The following is a 16,035-nucleotide window of genomic DNA, read 5'->3' as shown; positions in this document are numbered from 1 at the left end:
GGGGTTGCCCGGCCTTCGCGGGGATGAGGCCGGAGTGCGGGCTGTGAGCCGAAGGCCGACCGCGGACGGCGGCAGCGCGGAGCCGGGGTTTGCCCGCCTTCGCGGGGATGAGGCCGGAGTACGGGCTGTGAGGCGAAGGCCGACCGTGGACAGCGGCAGCGGTGAGCCGGGGTTGCCCGGCCTTCGCGGGGACGAACCGGAGTGCGGCCTGTGAGCGCGTCCGCCGCAGCCGTACCGGGTCCGGGCAGGACCAAGTCCTTCCTCAAGCTGGTGATGATCGAGCACTCGGTCTTCGCGCTGCCCTTCGCGTACATCGCCTCCCTCACCGCGATGTTCCAGCTCGACCGGAACATCCACTGGGGGCGGCTGCTCCTGGTGACGATCGCCATGGTCGGGCTGCGTACGTTCGCGATGGCCTGCAACCGGATCATCGACCGCGAGATCGACGCCCGTAATCCCCGTACCGCCGGGCGTGAACTCGTCACCGGCGCGGTCTCCGTGAAGTCCGCCTGGACCGGCGCGCTGATCGCGGTCGTCGTCTTCCTGGGCGCCGCGGCCGCGCTGAACCCCCTGTGTCTCGCGCTCGCCCCCATCGCGGTGATCCCGATGGTGGTCTATCCGTACGGCAAGCGGTTCACGAACTTCCCGCACGCCATCCTCGGCCTCGCCCAGGCCATGGGCCCGGTCGGCGCGTGGATCGCGATCACCGGGCAGTGGTCCTGGGACGCGGTGATCCTCGGTCTCGCGGTCGGCATCTGGATCGGCGGCTTCGACCTGATCTTCGCCTGCCAGGACGTCGACGCCGACCGCGCTCACGGGGTGCTTTCGGTGCCTGCCCGCTTCGGCGTCCCGGCCGCGCTGTACGGCGCGCGGGCCGCGCATCTCGTGACGGCGGTCCTGCTGGCCTGGTACGCGCTGGCGACGGACGCGGGCGGGTTCTTCTGGACTGGCCTGGTGATCGTCGTGGCGGCGTTCCTCTACGAGCACGCGATCGTGAAGCCCAACGACCTGTCCCGCCTCAACCGCGCGTTCTTCACCGTCAACGGGTTCATCGGGATTGCCCTGTTCGGGTGTGCGCTGCTGGATCTGCTGGTGCGTGGCCTGACCGTGTAGCCACGGTGCGGCACACCGTCGCAGGCCGACCCGAACGCCTGACGTATCGCTTCACAGACCGCCGGATAGGCTCAGCGGTGTGGAGCCAGGAGAAGTGAAGAGCCGCCGCCCCTGGATCGTCGGGGTCTCCGGCGCGTCCGGGACGCCGTACGCCGCCGCCGTGCTGCGTGGGCTGCTCGCCGCGGGTGAGAGCGTGGACCTGGTGGTCAGCCGGGCCTCGCGGCTGACGCTGCTCGACGAGACGGGGATCGCCTTCCGCGACGCGCACTGGCGCGAGGGTCTGCGGGAGTGGCTGGCGCAAGGGGCCGACGGAAAGCCCGGTACCTTCCGGGTGGACGTCGACGATGTACGGCACTGGGCCGCCGGGGACCTGGGCGCCGGGCCTTCGTCGGGTTCGTATCCGGTCAAGGGGATGCTGATCGTCCCGGCGTCCACGGCCTGTGTGGCCGGCGTCGCGCTCGGACTCTCGAAGGATCTGCTGCAGCGCGCCGCGAGCGTCACGCTCAAGGAACGGCGGAAGCTTGTGGTCGCGATCCGGGAGACGCCCTTGAACGGGCAGACCCTCAGGCATCTGGTGACGCTGGACGAGGCGGGCGCCGTGGTGCTGCCCGCCTCTCCGGCGTTCTATGCGGGGGCGACGCACATCCAGGATCTGGTGGACTTCGTCGCGGGGCGGGTGCTGGATGCGGCAGGCGTGCCGCATCAGCTGTACCGCCGTTGGGAGGGAGAGCTCGGTGGCTCTCGTACGGATTAGCCGGGTCAGCGCTTCTTGGCGCGGCGTGCGGTACGGGTCTTGTCGACGCGGTGCGCGGCAGCCGGGTGGTGGGCACGCGAGCGGTTGGCCAGCTCCTGCAGCTCTCGCATGTGGGCGTAGGCCATCTCGATCGTGTACACGGTGAGTGTCATCTCCTGAAAGATCGTTTTGATCGTTTGAAAGATTCGCAGGGCGTTTACCCTGCATGCCTTAGATTCTATACGTAAACTTGCGGGATTGCTGAATAATAGAAGGGTCCAGGCATATGGACACGGTGGACAGGCAGCTCATCCAGGCCCTCAGAGAGAACGGCAGGGCCTCGTACGCCGAGCTCGGCCGGCTCGTCGGGCTCTCCGGGCCCTCCGTCACCGACCGCATCAACCGCCTCGAGGCGGCAGGCGTCATCACCGGCTACCGCGCCACCGTCGACGCCGCCTCGCTCGGCCTCGGGGTCACCGCTCTGATCGGCATCTCGCTCTCCGACGCCGCCGACCACGAGGACGTGGCGCACCGGCTGAAGGACCTCGCCGAGATCGAGGACTGCTGGTTCATCGCGGGCGACGACTCGTACATGCTCAAGGTGCGGGCGAGCGACGTGGACGGCCTGGAGAAGACGATCCGTCGGCTGTCCGGGACCAGGGGGGTGTCCCGTACGCGTACCACCATCGTGCTCTCCACCAAGTGGGAGAACCGGGTCGGGGATCTGCCCGAAGAAGGCTGACGCGGAGGGGCGATGGGGGTCCCGCCGCCAGAAGGGCGGGGGAGTACGGTGTGTGGGGCTTGATTAACAGAGGTAATGGGAGGCGGCCGTTCATGGACGCAGGGCTCAAGCGCGAGCTGGAGGAGAAGGTCCGGGCCGGGGAGCGGCTGACCCGTGAGGACGGGATCGCCCTCTACGAGTCTGACGACCTCGCGTGGCTCGGCGGCCTCGCGCACGAGGTGCGTACGCGTAAGAACGGTGACGTCGTCCACTTCAACGTCAACCGCCACCTCAACATGACGAACGTGTGCACCGCGTCGTGCGCGTACTGCTCGTTCCAGCGCAAGCCGGGCGAGAAGGACGCGTACACCATGCGCATCGAGGAGGCCGTCCGCCTCGCCAAAACGATGGAGGGCGAGAACCTCACCGAGCTGCACATCGTCAACGGGCTCCACCCCAACCTGCCGTGGCGCTACTACCCGCGCTCCCTCAGCGAGCTCAAGAAGGCCCTGCCGAACGTCTCGCTGAAGGCCTTCACCGCCACCGAGATCCACCACTTCGAGACCATCTCCGGCCTGTCCGCGTCCGAGATCCTCGACGAGCTGATCGAGGCCGGTCTGGAGTCGCTGACCGGCGGCGGCGCCGAGATCTTCGACTGGGAGGTCCGGCAGCACATCGTCGACCACCGCACCCACTGGGAGGACTGGTCGCGCATCCACCGGCTCGCGCACGAGAAGGGTCTCAAGACCCCGTGCACGATGCTGTACGGGCACATCGAGGAGCCCCGTCACCGCGTCGACCATGTGCTGCGGCTGCGTGAGCTGCAGGACGAGACCGGCGGCTTCCAGGTCTTCATCCCGCTGCGCTACCAGCACGACTTCGTGGACATGCAGGACGGCAAGGTCCGCAACCGCCTGCAGGCCCGTACGACCATGGCGACCGGCGCGGAAGCGCTGAAGACCTTCGCGGTCTCGCGTCTCCTCTTCGACAACGTCCAGCACGTCAAGGTCTTCTGGGTGATGCACGGTGTGCAGACCGCCCAACTGGCCCTGCAGCACGGCGCGGACGACATGGACGGCTCGGTCGTCGAGTACAAGATCACGCACGACGCGGACAACTACGGCACGCCGAACAAGCTGACCCGCGACGATCTCCTCGACCTGATCCGCGACGCGGGCTTCCGCCCGGTCGAGCGGAACACCCGCTACGAGATCATCCGCGAGTACCCGGGCCCGGACGCCGACCGCCGCGAGTCGCCGCAGCCCATGCGCGTCTGAGGCAGCCGGTGAGTCTTACGTTCCGACTGGACCCGCCCGGCGGTCCCGCCCTGCGTGACGGCGTCCTGGCTCTCTGGGCCGATGTGACCAACGCGGGCGGCGCCGTCGGATTCGTGGCGCCCGTGACGGCCGAGGACATCCGGCCCGAGTGGCGGGGGCACCTGACGGCCATGGCCGAAGGCCGTATGCGTTTGCTGGTGGGGTACGACGAGGAGGGCGCGGTCGCGGCCACCGCCTTCCTCGCGTACAACACGCACCGGCTGATGACCCACTGGGTCTGGCTCTACACGGTGATGGTCCACCCCAAGCACCAGGGCAAGGGGTACGGCCGCGACCTCATGGCCGCGGCCGCCGACGCCGCCCGCGCTTTCGAGGGCATAGAGGCGATACGGCTCACGTGCCGCGGCGGCACCGGCGCCGACCGGTTCTACGCCGCCTGCGGCTACAAAGAGGTCGGGCGCGTGCCCGGCGCGATCCGGGTCGCCGGCGGCGACGACCGTGACGACGTGATCATGCTGCTGCCCCTCTCCCCCCGAACAGCTCCATAGTGGGGCGTGCTTCACTGGGTGGGCACGACCTGACGTACGAAGAGAGAAGGCCCGCCGTGTCCGCTGCAAGGACGAGCGCCGCGATCCGGTACACCACCCTGCGCCTCGCCATCTTCATCGGCTGCCTCGTCGCCGTGGCCGCCCTGGTCCAGTTCGGCGTACTGCCCAAGGGCCTTGGCGACTCGAACTTCGTCTGGGTGGTTCTGCTCGCACTCGTCCTGTCCGCGCCGCTCAGCTTTGTGCTGCTGCGCAAGCAGCGCGACGCGATGTCCGAGCAGATCGTCACCAAGGTCGACAAGGCCAAGGCCCGCCTCGACGCGAACCGTACGCAGGAGGACGGCGCCGTCCAGTAGGGGCTCTCGAGTAGCGGCCGTCGAGTAGGGGCCGTCGAGTAGCGGCTGTCGAGTAGGGGTCGTCCAGCAGAGGTCGTCCAGTAGACGCCGTCCAGCAGAGGCCGTCCAGTAGACGCTACGTCGCGCTGTCAGCGTTTCTTGGAGCCCGTCCGCTGTGCCTTGGCCCCCTTGCTCCTCCTGACCGCCCTGGACCGGTTGGCCGGCTCGGGAATCGACGCAAGCCGCTGTGCCGCGAATGTGCGGTTGGCGCGCGTCTGCTTGCGATAGGCGTCGGGCACGTCGGGCATCGCCAGAAGGCGGTCGCACGCCTGGAGCGAGCCGGCGAAGTCGCCCACCCAGTAGGCAGTGATCGAGAACTCGAACAGCAGACCCCAGCGATACACCCATGGCTGGACGAACAGCAGGTCATCCGGCTTCCTCTGGCCGAGCCCGGCGCGGACGATCGAGTGCGCCAGACGGTAGCGGCCCAGCTTGCGCAGCCGCGCGCACAGTTCGTAACACGCTTCGAGCCGCTGCGGACGCGACTCCCAGGCGCGGGAGAAGGCGTCCATGGCTCCCGGCCAGTCGTCGGTTTTGGCCCTGAGGATGCCGACCTGCAACAACGCGTAGTACACCTCTTCGGGCCAGCCCCCCATTTCCGCGCGGCGCTCGTACAGAGTGATCGCCTCGTCGTCGTTGCCCATGTCGCGCATGGTCTGCGCGAGATAGAACACCGTGCGGGCATTGGCGGGGTCGCGCTCGAGCTCGGCGCCCAGCAGGCGCGCGTCACGCTCGAACTTGTCGTGCTTAGAGCCCCCGTCCGCGAAGTCCTCGATGACGAGCGCGTCGAGATTCTCCTGGCTGTGCCGCTGCTCGGAGGTGAGGTACTCGTGGGTGACGCCCTCGTAACGCCAGGGGATGTCGCCGCGGACCAGGCGCTTGATGCGGTACTCGGTCGCGCCCTCGTGCCGGAGCATGTAGGAATCGGCGGTCAGACGGGGCAGGGGTCCGTCCCGCCGGATCACGAGGTCGGCGTCGAGGAGCAGCAGAAAGTCGGCTTTGCCGCGGGCGTGCTGGATGTTCAGGGTCCGGTTGTGGCCGAAGTTGACCCACGGCTCCTCGTGAAGCTCGCCCGGGATGCCTTGCAGCGCCGTACGGATCAGCTCCTGGGTTCCGTCGGTCGAGCCGGTGTCCGAGATCACCCAGGTGCTCACCAGGTCACGGACGGAGGCGAGGCATCGCTCGATGACCTTTGATTCGTTTTTGACGATCATGCAGAGGCAGATGGACGGCTTCATGGCATCACCATTCCCGGCGGGTCGGACCGGGCGACCTTATGCACTGGGCATGCACGCCCTGGTGACGGCACGCCGACCTCGGTGCAGGGTTCGCTGTTGCGCATGCGCCCATTCGAGTTCCCCTGATACGCCATCCTGTTGATAGCACTGCGATGCTCTTAAGGCATTGCGTCTGTGAACCGATGATTCCCAGGGAAGCTCGAACTCGCTTCCGGCGCATCATCCGATCCGGTTCCAAGATCCGGTTCCAAAAGGAGCAGTGAATGAATCCTGAGAACAGGAGCAGGTCCTCCCTTGGTCCGCTTCCCAGACGCAGTGCCTGGCTGACCGGCGGCACCGTCGCGTCGATGGTCCTCATGCTTGCGGGGTTCGCGAGCCCCGCGGCTGCCGTATCGCAGAGTCCCATGGCGCCTGGCACCGTGAGTGTGGCAGGCCCGTCGGGTGGGGACGACGACTACTGCGAGATCACGGTGGAGGACGGGAAGGCTGTACTGTCCGCCGGCGGCGACGACTGCGGGGACAAGGGGAAGACGGGCGCCACGGGCTCGACGGGTGCTACCGGTGCCACCGGTGCTACGGGTGCCACCGGTGCTACGGGTGCCACCGGTGCTACGGGTGCCACCGGTGCTACGGGTGCTACGGGTGCTACGGGTGCTACGGGTGCCACCGGCCCTGGGTCGTGCAACGACATCGACACCTACAACCCCCTCGCGATCGAGCCCCTCCACCAGATCAGCGGCGCGCTCTTCGATCCGGACGGCCCGGGCACGGGCACTGTCGAGGCGCACGCGGGCGTCCGGACGGTCCCCGGCGGCACCTACACCTGGACGGAAATCAGCGACGACGACACCTTCCCGCTGGACGCCTGTTCCATCTCGGCGTCCAGTAACGGGCTGGCCGTTACCGCGCCGGATAGCGTCTCGTTCCAGGTGGTGACCACGGCCGGGGTCGTGTGGGAGACCCAGTGCACCCTGGTCCCCTTCGTCGTTGGCCCTCCGTCGGTGGACCCGACCCTTACGTGCGACGACAACTGGGAAGAGGTAACGGACCAGCCGACGGCGCCGTAGCCTGCTCCAGGCGCTCGACTCGGCCAGTGGTTCTGGTCAGGTTGCAGTCCTGACCTGGTCTGGATCGTGGCGTGGCCCCCCTTTCATGCTGGAAGGGGGGCCGTTCCGCGTTTTTGGGCTCCTGTTGGGGGTCGTAGGCTTACCGCGAGGTCAGGATGTGTGGGGCGGGAGGATGTCTGACATGGGTGCTGTGAAGGGCGTCAAGAGCAAACGCATGCCGCGCGCGGTGCGCGAGCGGCAGATGTTGGACGCCGCCGTGCAGACCTTCGGGCAACGCGGCTACCGGGCGGCCTCGATGGACGAGATCGCAGAATTGGCCGGGGTCTCCAAGCCGTTGGTCTATCTGTATCTGAGCTCCAAGGAAGAGCTCTTCACGGCGTGCATCCGGCGCGAATCGGAGGCGTTGATCGCCGCCGTGCAGGCGGGAGCTGAGCCGGGGCTGCCGGCGGACCGGCAACTGTGGGCGGGGCTGGGTGCGTTCTTCACGCACACCGCCGAGAATCCGGATGGCTGGGCGGTACTGCACCGGCAGGCAAGGACGCACGGGGAGCCGTTCGCCGCGGAGGTATCGGCGATGAGGGACGAGATCGTTGCGTACGTGACCGGTCTGATCGGGGCTGCGGCACGCGAGACGCACCGGGACCCCGAGCTCGCCGACCGGGATGTGGCGGGGCTGGCACAGGCGTTGGTGGGTGCGGCGGAGTCGCTGGCGGGGTGGGCGAACGAGACCGGGGGCGTCTCGGCGAAGGAAGCGGCGGGGACGCTCATGAACTTCGCCTGGATGGGGCTGGGTGACTTGATGAAGGGTGAGCGCTGGTCTCCCCGGTGAGGTGGACGCGGTCTCGGTCGCGGTCCCCGCTGCGGAGTTGGAGGGCGGGGCCTCACGGGCGTACGTCGCTGGGGCGCGGCGGTCGGCGGCAGCCGTTTGCGCTGTGTACTCCAATTACTCCAAGGTCCGGGCACGGGAGGAGAGTTCGCCGCCGGGGCTCGATCCGGGCACACCGGGGTGTGAGTGCGTCTGAACGCGCCGCCTGAGTACGCCGTTTCGGGTCGCCGGTCAAAGCTGCTGCGGGCGGCGGTCAAAGAGCGCGCAACGTACGGCCGCCCGCATGAACACAGGGTGACCGGCGAGTGCCATTCGCCACACTCGGGCCGTTGGCGCCGGGTCGGGTCGCCGTACGGAGCGTGGCGCCATTCACCCGTCCGATCAGGGGCGATGCCGTTCGATCATGGTCCGGGCGGGCCGACGGGAACGAATGGGCAGTGCCGCGCACAACAGGCGAGTCGGGTTAACGGTGGATAAACTCGCCGTTTGCCGTGCGCGGAATGGGGATTCGCAGCGCACTCGACACGACCTACGGAGAGTGAGAGATGCGTACGAACCGGGCCGTCATCCACCGGATCCAACCCGTATCGGGCGACCGGCGGGACGCTGCATGACCGTGGCCGCCGAGACCCTGACGCTGCTCGACCCGCTGCTCGACGAGGCGCCCGAGCCCGCACTCTTCACCGCGGGAGCCGCAGCCCCCGAGCGCACCCTCCTCGACATCCTTGAGGAGACCGCCCGCCGTCACCCGGACGCGCCAGCCGTCGACGACGGCGCCGCGCCCCTCACGTACCGCGAGCTGCTCGCCGAGGTCGAGACGATGCGGCTGCGTCTGGCAGCCGCCGGGATCGGTGTCGGCGATCGCGTCGGCGTACGGGTACCGTCCGGGACCGCCGACCTGTACGTGTCGATTCTCGCCGTACTCGCGGCGGGCGCCGCCTACGTCCCGGTCGACGCCGAAGACCCGGACGAGCGCGCCGAGCTGGTCTTCACCGAGGCCGCGGTGAGCGCCGTCATAGGCGCCGGGCGGACGATCGAGCCGTGCGGTGCCCGTGCGGGTGACGTGCCGTGCTTCGCCCCTGCGGGTGGCGCGGGTGGCACGGGTGGCACGGGTGGCGCGGGTGACGGGAGTGACGCGGGTGGCGTGGGTGACGCGGGCAAGCGCCCCGGGCCGGACGACGACGCGTGGATCATCTTCACCTCCGGTTCCACCGGCAAGCCCAAGGGCGTCGCCGTCACTCACCGTAGCGCCGCCGCCTTCGTAGACGCCGAGGCCCGCCTTTTCCTGGCGAAGAAGCCCCTCGCCCCCGGCGACCGCGTTCTCGCCGGGCTGTCCGTCGCCTTCGACGCCTCCTGCGAGGAGATGTGGCTCGCCTGGCGGCACGGCGCCTGCCTGGTGCCCGCGCCCCGCTCCCTCGTACGTACGGGCCTCGACCTCGGCCCCTGGCTGGTCGAGCAGCGCATCACCGTCGTCTCGACGGTCCCCACTCTCGCCGCGCTGTGGCCCGCCGAGGCACTCGACGACGTACGGCTGCTGATCTTCGGGGGCGAGGCCTGCCCGCCCGAGCTGGCCGAGCGGATGGCCGTCACGGGGCGTGAGGTCTGGAACACCTACGGCCCGACCGAGGCCACCGTCGTCGCCTGCGGCGCGCTCCTGACCGGCGATGGGCCGGTACGGATCGGGCTGCCGCTCGACGGCTGGGAGCTCGCGGTCGTGGACGCCCGGGGCGACCTCGTGTCCATGGGCGAGACCGGTGAGCTCGTCATCGGCGGCGTCGGCCTCGCCCGTTATCTGGACGCGGCGAAGGACGCCGAGAAGTACGCGCCCCTGCCCGCCCTCGGCTGGGACCGCGCCTACCGCAGCGGCGACCTGGTGAAGGCGGAGGCGGACGGCCTGCTCTTCGTCGGCCGCGCGGACGAGCAGATCAAGCTCGGTGGCCGTCGTATCGAACTCGGCGAGATCGACGCTGCGCTGCAGGCATTGCCGGGCGTGGCGGGAGCGGCGGCGGCGGTTCGCACCACGGCGGGCGGACACGATCTGCTGGTCGGCTATGTCGTCGAGAGCGACCGCTTCGACCAGGCCGACAGCCTGAAACGCCTGCGCAAGGAGCTTCCCGCAGCCCTTGTGCCGCTGCTCGCAGTCGTCGACACCCTCCCTACCCGTACTTCCGGCAAGGTTGACCGGGACGCGCTGCCCTGGCCCCTGCCGAACATGGACACCCCGGTCGAGGACGCCGAACTCACCGCCACAGAAACCTGGCTGGCCGAGCAGTGGGCCGACCTCCTCGGCACCCCGGTCACCGGCCCCGACGCGGACTTCTTCGTGAACGGCGGCGGCAGCCTGGCCGCCGCTCAGCTCGTGTCACGCATCCGGGAGCGGTTCGCGGCCGGGTCGGTCGGCGACATCTACCAGAACCCGACACTCGGCGCGCTCGCCCGGACGCTGGAAGCGTCCTCCAGCGGCGGACCCGAGGCCGGGGAGGTGCGGCCGGTGCCGCGCCGTACCGGATTCGCGCAGACGCTGCTCATGCTGCCGCTGCTCGGCGTCGCCGGCCTGCGCTGGGGCGTGGTGGCGGCCGCGGTCAGCAATCTCCTGGGGAACGTGCTCGGCCTGGCGTGGGCACCCACCGTCTCGTGGTGGTGGGTGGCGCTCGGCTGGCTGCTCATCATCAGCCCGCCCGGGCGGATCGTGATCGCGGCGGGCGGTGCGCGGCTGCTGCTGCGCGGCCTGCGCCCCGGTACGTATCCACGCGGCGGCGGCGTCCATCTGCGGCTGTGGACGGCCGAACGCCTCGCCGAACTCAGCGGCGCCACCAGCCTCGCCGGCGCATGGCTCACGTACTACGCACGGGCGCTCGGCGTTCGTATCGGCGACGACGTCGATCTGCACGCGCTGCCGCCGGTGACCGGGATGCTGCGCCTCGGCAAGGGCTGCGCGGTCGAGCCCGAGGTGGACCTGTCCGGGCACTGGCTCGACGGCGACCGGCTGCACATAGGCACCGTACGGATCGGCGCCGGAGCCACCGTCGGCGCTCGCAGCACGCTCTTCCCCGGCGCCCGTATCGGCAAGCGCGCCCAGATCGCGCCCGGTTCCGGTGTGACCCGAGCGGTTCCGGCCGGCGAGCGCTGGTCGGGCGTGCCCGCCTCCCGCAAGGGGAAGGCCAACCGCCACCTCCCCGACGGCCGCCCGCCGCGCAGACGGCGTTGGACGACGGTTTACTCGCTCACTTCGCTGGCGCTCGGCCTGCTGCCCGCGCTCGCCTCGCTGCCGGGCCTGCTGGTGATCGGCCTGTTCCTGCGCGGCCGCAACGGCATCGGCGAAGCGCTGACGGTCGCCCTGACCGCCGTGCCGCTCGCGACGGTCGTCGCAGTGGTCACGTACGCGCTGATCGTCCTGGTCGGCGTACGGCTGCTCAGTATCGGCCTGCGAGAGGGCTACTACCCCGTTCACGGCAGGGTCGCCTGGCAGGCGTGGGCGACCGAGCGGCTGATGGACATGGCGCGGGTGCACCTCTTCCCGCTGTACGCGAGTCTGTTCACGCCCGTGTGGCTGCGGGCCCTGGGCATGAAGGTGGGGCGCCGGGTCGAGGCGTCGACCGTGCTGGCGCTGCCCGCGATGACGACGGTCGGCGAGGGGGCGTTCCTCGCCGACGACACGATGGTCGCCTCGTACGAACTCGGCGGCGGCTGGCTGCGGATCGCCGAGGCACGGATCGGCAAGCGGGCCTTCCTCGGTAATTCCGGGATGACGGCCGCGGGCCGTTCCGTACCCAAACGCGGCCTGGTCGGCGTACTGTCCGCCACCCCGAAGCGGGCCAAGGCGGGCAGTTCCTGGCTCGGGATGCCCCCGATGAAGCTGCCCCGGTCGGCCGAAGAGGGCGACCAGAGCCGTACCTTCGACCCGCCGAAACGGCTGATGTGGGCCCGCGCGGCCGTCGAGGTCTGCCGGATCGTTCCGGTGATGTGCGGCGCGGCACTCGCCGTACTGGCCCTCGCGGCTTTCGAGCTGCTTGCCTCCCGCATTGGCGTCGGCCTCGCGGTGCTGTGCGGCGGTGGGGTGCTGCTCGCCGCCGGATTGGTGGCCTGCGTCGTCGCGATCGCGGCGAAGTGGCTGCTGGTCGGCCGTTTCCGGGCCGTTGAGCACCCGCTGTGGTCGTCCTTCGTCTGGCGCAACGAGCTCGCCGACACCTTTGTCGAGGTGCTCGCCGTGCCCTGGCTGGTCGGCGCCATCAGCGGGACACCGCTGATGAACCTGTGGCTGCGGGGGCTCGGCGCCCGCATCGGCCGCGGGGCGTGGTGCGAGACGTACTGGCTGCCGGAGGCCGACCTTGTGACGGTCGGCGGCGGGGCGAGCGTGAATCGCGGGTGTGTAGTGCAGACGCACCTCTTCCATGACCGGATCATGCGTATGGACAATGTCGTCCTCGAAGCGGGCGCGACGCTGGGCCCGCACGGCATCGCGCTGCCCGGCGCGGTCATCGGCGAGCGGGCGGCGGTCGGACCGGCGTCGCTGGTGATGCGAGGGGAGAAGGTGCCGGCGGGGACCCGCTGGCTGGGGAACCCGATCGCGGCCTGGCAACGCGACGAGCGGGGCACGGACGCGGGGTGAAGGGGCGCGGCATGGCGTGACGCCGCACGATGGGCACGGCACGGAAGCTGCACGACGAGTGAGGCCGCGCCACGGAAGTCGCACGATGAGCACGGCACGGAAGCTGCACGACGAGTGAGAACGCGGCACGGAAGTCGCACGACGAGAAAGACACAGAGGGCGCACAAGGGTGACGGATTCGTACCTGCCGCAGCACGGTGACAGCGGCTACCGGACGACGGAGTACGACCTGGAGCTGGACTACCGTCCGTACGCCGGCCGGCTCTCCGGCCGGGCCAGGATCAGCGCCGTCGCCGAACGCGAGCTGGCCGAGGTCGTTCTGGACCTCGGCCCGTTCCGTATCAACCGCGTACTCGTGGACGGCGCCCGCCCGGCCCGGTACACGCACCGCGCCGACAAGCTTCGGGTACGGCCCGCCCGGCCGTTGCGCGCCGGGGCGGCCTTCACCGTCGAGGTGCGTTACACCGGCGTCCCGCAGCCCGTCCGCACCCGTGACTGGGGCGACCTCGGCTGGGAACAGCTGGAGGAGGGCGCGCTGGTGGCCTCCCAGCCGAGCGGCGCCCGCTCCTGGTTCCCGTGCAACGACCGCCCCAGCGACAAGGCCGCATACCGGATCGCGGTGACCACGCCGTCCCCGTACACGGTGGTCGCCAACGGCACCCTCACCTCTCGTACGATCAGCGCCTCCACCACGACGTGGGTGTACGAGCACTCGGCGCCCATGGCCAGTTATCTCGCGACCGTCCAGATCGGCCCGTACGAGCTCGTCGAGGTGCAGCAGGCCGGGAAGGTGCCGCAGCCGGCCGCCGTACCCCGGCGGCTGCTCAGCCGTTTCGAGCACGACTTCGCCCGGCAGCCGCAGATGATGACCGCCTTCACGGACCTCTTCGGCCCCTACCCCTTCGACGACTACGCGGTCGTGGTGGTGGACGAGGAACTGGACGTGCCTGTCGAGGCGCAGGGCCTTTCGATCTTCGGGGCCAATCATGTGGACGGGCGGCGCGGCAGCGAACGCCTGGTCGCGCACGAGCTGGCCCACCAGTGGTTCGGCAACAGCCTGACCGTCGCCGACTGGCGGCACATATGGCTCAACGAGGGCTTCGCGAAGTACGCCGAGTGGCTCTGGTCCGAGGTGTCGGGCGGCCCTTCGGCGGCCGCGCTGGCCGCCAAGTCCAGGGCCAAACTGGCCCTGTTGCGCCAGGACATCCGGATCGGCGACCCGGGCATGCGGCGGCTGTTCGACGACCGGCTCTACGAGCGGGGCGGGCTCACGCTGCACGCGCTGCGTACGGTGATCGGGCACGCGGCGTTCGTGAGGCTGCTGCGGGAGTGGACCGCGAGCCACCGGCACGGGGTGGTGACCACCGAGGAGTTCATCGCGCTCGCGCAGCGGCACTCCACGCATCCGCTCGACGGGCTGTTCACGATGTGGTTGTACGACGCGAAGCTGCCGGCTCTGCCGCAACCGCGCCACTGACGTCGGGGAGGGCGCTGCCCCGGTGGGGTGGAGGTGAGGCGGGGTGGGTGCGGAGTTCCTGGCGAGTCGAACATTCACTCGAAGTGATGGTGTTGGGCTCTGGGCCTGCTGGGATTACGGAGGGTGAGGAAGAATGGGGTATCAACCCGCTGTGGGGAGGCGGATGTTGAGTTTCCTTCACGGGGGTGAGAGTGGATGGAGACCCAGGTATCGCAGGTGCGGGACGTGCGGGATGTGCAGGACGTGCGGGATGTGCGGGACGGCGTGGCGCGGTCGCCGCGGGGGCCGCATGTAGGGCAGGCGTCGCTTGTGCTGGAACCACCGCGACCGGAGGGGCCGTTGGCGCTGGAGGACCTGCCGGAATGGCGGGGACTGCCGGAAGCGCCGGGCGTGCCAGGGGTGCCTGACCCGCAGGATCCGCCTGAGCCGCAGGGCTCGCCTGAGCCGCAGGATCCGCCTGAGCCGCAGGGCTCGCCTGAGCCGCGGGACCCGCCTGAGCCGCAGGGCTCGCCTGAGCCGCAGGATCCGCCTGAGCCGCGGGACCCGCCTGAGCCCCAGGATCCGCATCAATCGAAGCGTGGGCCGGAACCGCCGGGCATGCCCGCATCGCAGCGCCCGCCCGGGCTGCGGGAGGAGATGCTCGGCGGCGGGTCAGAGCCGCCCGGTACGCCCGACGAATGGGCAGCGTTACTCGCCCAGACCGCGCCCAGCGCGCAGACCGCCGGCCTGCTCGACGTCCTCGATCCGGCGAAGCTGTCCCGCACGGGAAAGATCGACGCGCTGCGTGCCCTGGAGCGGCACGCCTCGTGGATCCAGGCCCAACAGATCCACATCATGGCGGGGTTGGGTGCCGGTACCGGTCGGGACGAAGGGCGGGACTTCACCGCGGAGGAAGTGGCCTGCGCCCTGAAACTGGCCAACTCCACCGCACAGGACCGGCTCGTGATCGCCACGGATCTGGGCAACCGCTATCCCGCCACGCTGGGCCTGCTGGAGCGTGGGGACATCTCGTATCAGCAGGCGAGGATCATGGCGGAGACCTGCCTCGTGCTGCCTGCCGAGGTGGCCGCGGAAGTGGAGGCGACGATGCTGCCCAAGCTCCCGTCGCTGGCGGCCGGGCAGACCCGAAGGGCAGTCGGCCGCCAGATTGTGAAGGCGGACCCGGAGGGCGCGGAGCGCCGGCACGAAGTACGCAAGCGGCAGCGGGAGATGGTGCACAGCCCGCAGGACGACGGCATGGCGCTGTTCGGCGCGATCCTTCCTGCCGAGCAGGCGGCCAGGATGACCCAGGCTGTGGACGCGCATGCCGCGACGTACACCGACATGGCCCGCACCCTGGAGCAGAAGCGGGTGGACGCCCTCTTCGATCTGGTGGTCAACGGCCGAGTGGCGGAGGCCGGTTCATCGCAGGGTCAGAGCGGCCGAGGTGAGGGCCAGAGCCGGGGGCAGGGCCAGAGTCGGGGCCAGGGACAGGCAGAGGGCGGCCAAGGCCGACAGGCGGCCGTGGTGCAGGTGACCGTTCCGCTCGATGTCCTCATCGGTAACGAAGAGGGCCCGGCGGACCTCAAGGGCTACGGCCCGATCACCGCCTCCCAGGCAAGGAAGATCGCTTTCGCCGAGGGCACGATCTGGCGGCGGCTGATCGTCGCGCCGAAGACGGGGCTGCTGATCAAGACCGACCCCGCCACGTACAAACCCACCGCCGAGACCGAGCGCCATGTGATCGCCCGCGATGGCTACTGCACCTTTCCCTCCTGCCGCATGCCCGCCCACCGCTGCGACCTCGACCACCGGGAGCCGTTCAACCACGACGATCCGGAGGCGGGCGGCCAGACCGTACCGGAGAACCTGCATCCGCTGTGCCGGCGCCATCACCGGATGAAGACCATCTGCCCGGACTGGGGGATCGAAAGGGACCCGGACACCGGGGTGATCACATGGACCAGCCCCACGGGACACGCATATGAGAACCCACCCCACGAGTACGCGGTATAGCCCGGCCGTTGACCCCGCCGTATCCCCGGAGTGTCTTCC

13 protein-coding genes are annotated in these 16,035 nt (G+C 69.8%); 11 read left to right on the top strand and 2 right to left on the bottom strand.

The window, feature by feature from the left end:
• The first annotated feature begins 210 nt into the window (after nucleotides 1-210).
• Together mqnP and ACFYWY_RS08055 are read left to right on the top strand one after the other, a co-directional pair.
• Complete coding sequence (gene mqnP / locus ACFYWY_RS08060) at nucleotides 211-1,113, top strand: menaquinone biosynthesis prenyltransferase MqnP (protein WP_389181410.1); 903 nt, start codon at nucleotides 211-213, stop codon at nucleotides 1,111-1,113.
• A 94-nt stretch (nucleotides 1,114-1,207) separates the two neighbouring features.
• Nucleotides 1,208-1,867 (top strand): UbiX family flavin prenyltransferase, encoded by a 660-nt coding sequence (locus tag ACFYWY_RS08055; RefSeq protein WP_389181546.1) that lies wholly within the window; start codon nucleotides 1,208-1,210, stop codon nucleotides 1,865-1,867.
• A gap of 5 nt (nucleotides 1,868-1,872) precedes the next feature.
• Here ACFYWY_RS08055 and ACFYWY_RS08050 read toward each other — a convergent pair whose 3' ends face one another.
• Complete coding sequence (locus tag ACFYWY_RS08050; RefSeq protein ID WP_389181407.1) at nucleotides 1,873-2,019, bottom strand: hypothetical protein; 147 nt, start codon at nucleotides 2,017-2,019, stop codon at nucleotides 1,873-1,875.
• Between the two features lie 113 nt (nucleotides 2,020-2,132).
• Here ACFYWY_RS08050 and ACFYWY_RS08045 point away from each other — a divergent pair, with 113 nt between their 5' ends.
• The 4 genes from ACFYWY_RS08045 to ACFYWY_RS08030 all read left to right on the top strand — a co-directional run bounded on the left by ACFYWY_RS08045 (nucleotide 2,133) and on the right by ACFYWY_RS08030 (nucleotide 4,745).
• Nucleotides 2,133-2,588, top strand: coding sequence for an Lrp/AsnC family transcriptional regulator (locus ACFYWY_RS08045; RefSeq protein WP_389181404.1), 456 nt, complete (start codon nucleotides 2,133-2,135; stop codon nucleotides 2,586-2,588).
• Between the two features lie 92 nt (nucleotides 2,589-2,680).
• A complete protein-coding gene (gene mqnE / locus ACFYWY_RS08040; protein WP_215096958.1) occupies nucleotides 2,681-3,844 on the top strand; it encodes an aminofutalosine synthase MqnE in 1,164 nt (387 codons plus the stop codon).
• Between the two features lie 8 nt (nucleotides 3,845-3,852).
• A complete protein-coding gene (locus ACFYWY_RS08035; protein ID WP_389181400.1) occupies nucleotides 3,853-4,392 on the top strand; it encodes a GNAT family N-acetyltransferase in 540 nt (179 codons plus the stop codon).
• 56 nt (nucleotides 4,393-4,448) lie between these two features.
• A complete protein-coding gene (locus ACFYWY_RS08030) occupies nucleotides 4,449-4,745 on the top strand; it encodes a DUF4229 domain-containing protein (RefSeq protein WP_389181397.1) in 297 nt (98 codons plus the stop codon).
• A 128-nt stretch (nucleotides 4,746-4,873) separates the two neighbouring features.
• Here the strand turns inward: ACFYWY_RS08030 and ACFYWY_RS08025 are convergent, their stop codons facing one another.
• The gene (locus ACFYWY_RS08025; RefSeq protein ID WP_389181394.1) at nucleotides 4,874-6,022 is read right to left on the bottom strand and encodes a glycosyltransferase; all 1,149 of its coding nucleotides are present in this window, start codon (nucleotides 6,020-6,022) and stop codon (nucleotides 4,874-4,876) included.
• Between the two features lie 404 nt (nucleotides 6,023-6,426).
• Between ACFYWY_RS08025 and ACFYWY_RS08020 the strand changes: the two genes are divergently transcribed.
• From ACFYWY_RS08020 to ACFYWY_RS08000, 5 genes are all read left to right on the top strand, one after another.
• Nucleotides 6,427-7,089 (top strand): hypothetical protein, encoded by a 663-nt coding sequence (locus tag ACFYWY_RS08020; RefSeq protein WP_389181391.1) that lies wholly within the window; start codon nucleotides 6,427-6,429, stop codon nucleotides 7,087-7,089.
• Nucleotides 7,090-7,303: 214 nt separating this feature from the next.
• Nucleotides 7,304-7,918, top strand: a complete 615-nt coding sequence (locus ACFYWY_RS08015; RefSeq protein ID WP_389181543.1) for a TetR/AcrR family transcriptional regulator — start codon at nucleotides 7,304-7,306, stop codon at nucleotides 7,916-7,918.
• 607 nt (nucleotides 7,919-8,525) lie between these two features.
• Nucleotides 8,526-12,524 carry a Pls/PosA family non-ribosomal peptide synthetase gene (locus ACFYWY_RS08010; RefSeq protein WP_389181388.1) on the top strand — a complete coding sequence of 1,333 codons (3,999 nt, stop codon included), beginning with the start codon at nucleotides 8,526-8,528 and terminating at the stop codon, nucleotides 12,522-12,524.
• 169 nt (nucleotides 12,525-12,693) lie between these two features.
• Nucleotides 12,694-14,001 carry a M1 family metallopeptidase gene (locus ACFYWY_RS08005; protein ID WP_389181386.1) on the top strand — a complete coding sequence of 436 codons (1,308 nt, stop codon included), beginning with the start codon at nucleotides 12,694-12,696 and terminating at the stop codon, nucleotides 13,999-14,001.
• A gap of 597 nt (nucleotides 14,002-14,598) precedes the next feature.
• Nucleotides 14,599-15,996 (top strand): DUF222 domain-containing protein, encoded by a 1,398-nt coding sequence (locus ACFYWY_RS08000; RefSeq protein ID WP_389181383.1) that lies wholly within the window; start codon nucleotides 14,599-14,601, stop codon nucleotides 15,994-15,996.
• The last annotated feature ends 39 nt before the right edge of the window (nucleotides 15,997-16,035 follow it).

This window comes from Streptomyces sp. NPDC002870 (genome assembly GCF_042888505.1).
GTDB lineage: Bacteria > Actinomycetota > Actinomycetes > Streptomycetales > Streptomycetaceae > Streptomyces.
Note: the sequence above shows the minus strand (reverse complement) of the source record. Positions and strands in the feature narration are given on the sequence as shown.

What these genes read in the sequence shown, in the direction of transcription:
- ACFYWY_RS08050 (WP_389181407.1), bottom strand. Translation starts at nt 2,019, where the DNA reads ATGACACTCACCGTGTACACGATCGAGATGGCCTACGCCCACATGCGA.
- ACFYWY_RS08025 (WP_389181394.1), bottom strand. Translation starts at nt 6,022, where the DNA reads ATGAAGCCGTCCATCTGCCTCTGCATGATCGTCAAAAACGAATCAAAG.
- mqnE (WP_215096958.1), top strand. Translation starts at nt 2,681, where the DNA reads ATGGACGCAGGGCTCAAGCGCGAGCTGGAGGAGAAGGTCCGGGCCGGG.
- ACFYWY_RS08020 (WP_389181391.1), top strand. Translation starts at nt 6,427, where the DNA reads ATGGCGCCTGGCACCGTGAGTGTGGCAGGCCCGTCGGGTGGGGACGAC.
- ACFYWY_RS08045 (WP_389181404.1), top strand. Translation starts at nt 2,133, where the DNA reads ATGGACACGGTGGACAGGCAGCTCATCCAGGCCCTCAGAGAGAACGGC.
- ACFYWY_RS08015 (WP_389181543.1), top strand. Translation starts at nt 7,304, where the DNA reads ATGCCGCGCGCGGTGCGCGAGCGGCAGATGTTGGACGCCGCCGTGCAG.
- ACFYWY_RS08010 (WP_389181388.1), top strand. Translation starts at nt 8,526, where the DNA reads ATGACCGTGGCCGCCGAGACCCTGACGCTGCTCGACCCGCTGCTCGAC.
- ACFYWY_RS08000 (WP_389181383.1), top strand. Translation starts at nt 14,599, where the DNA reads ATGCCCGCATCGCAGCGCCCGCCCGGGCTGCGGGAGGAGATGCTCGGC.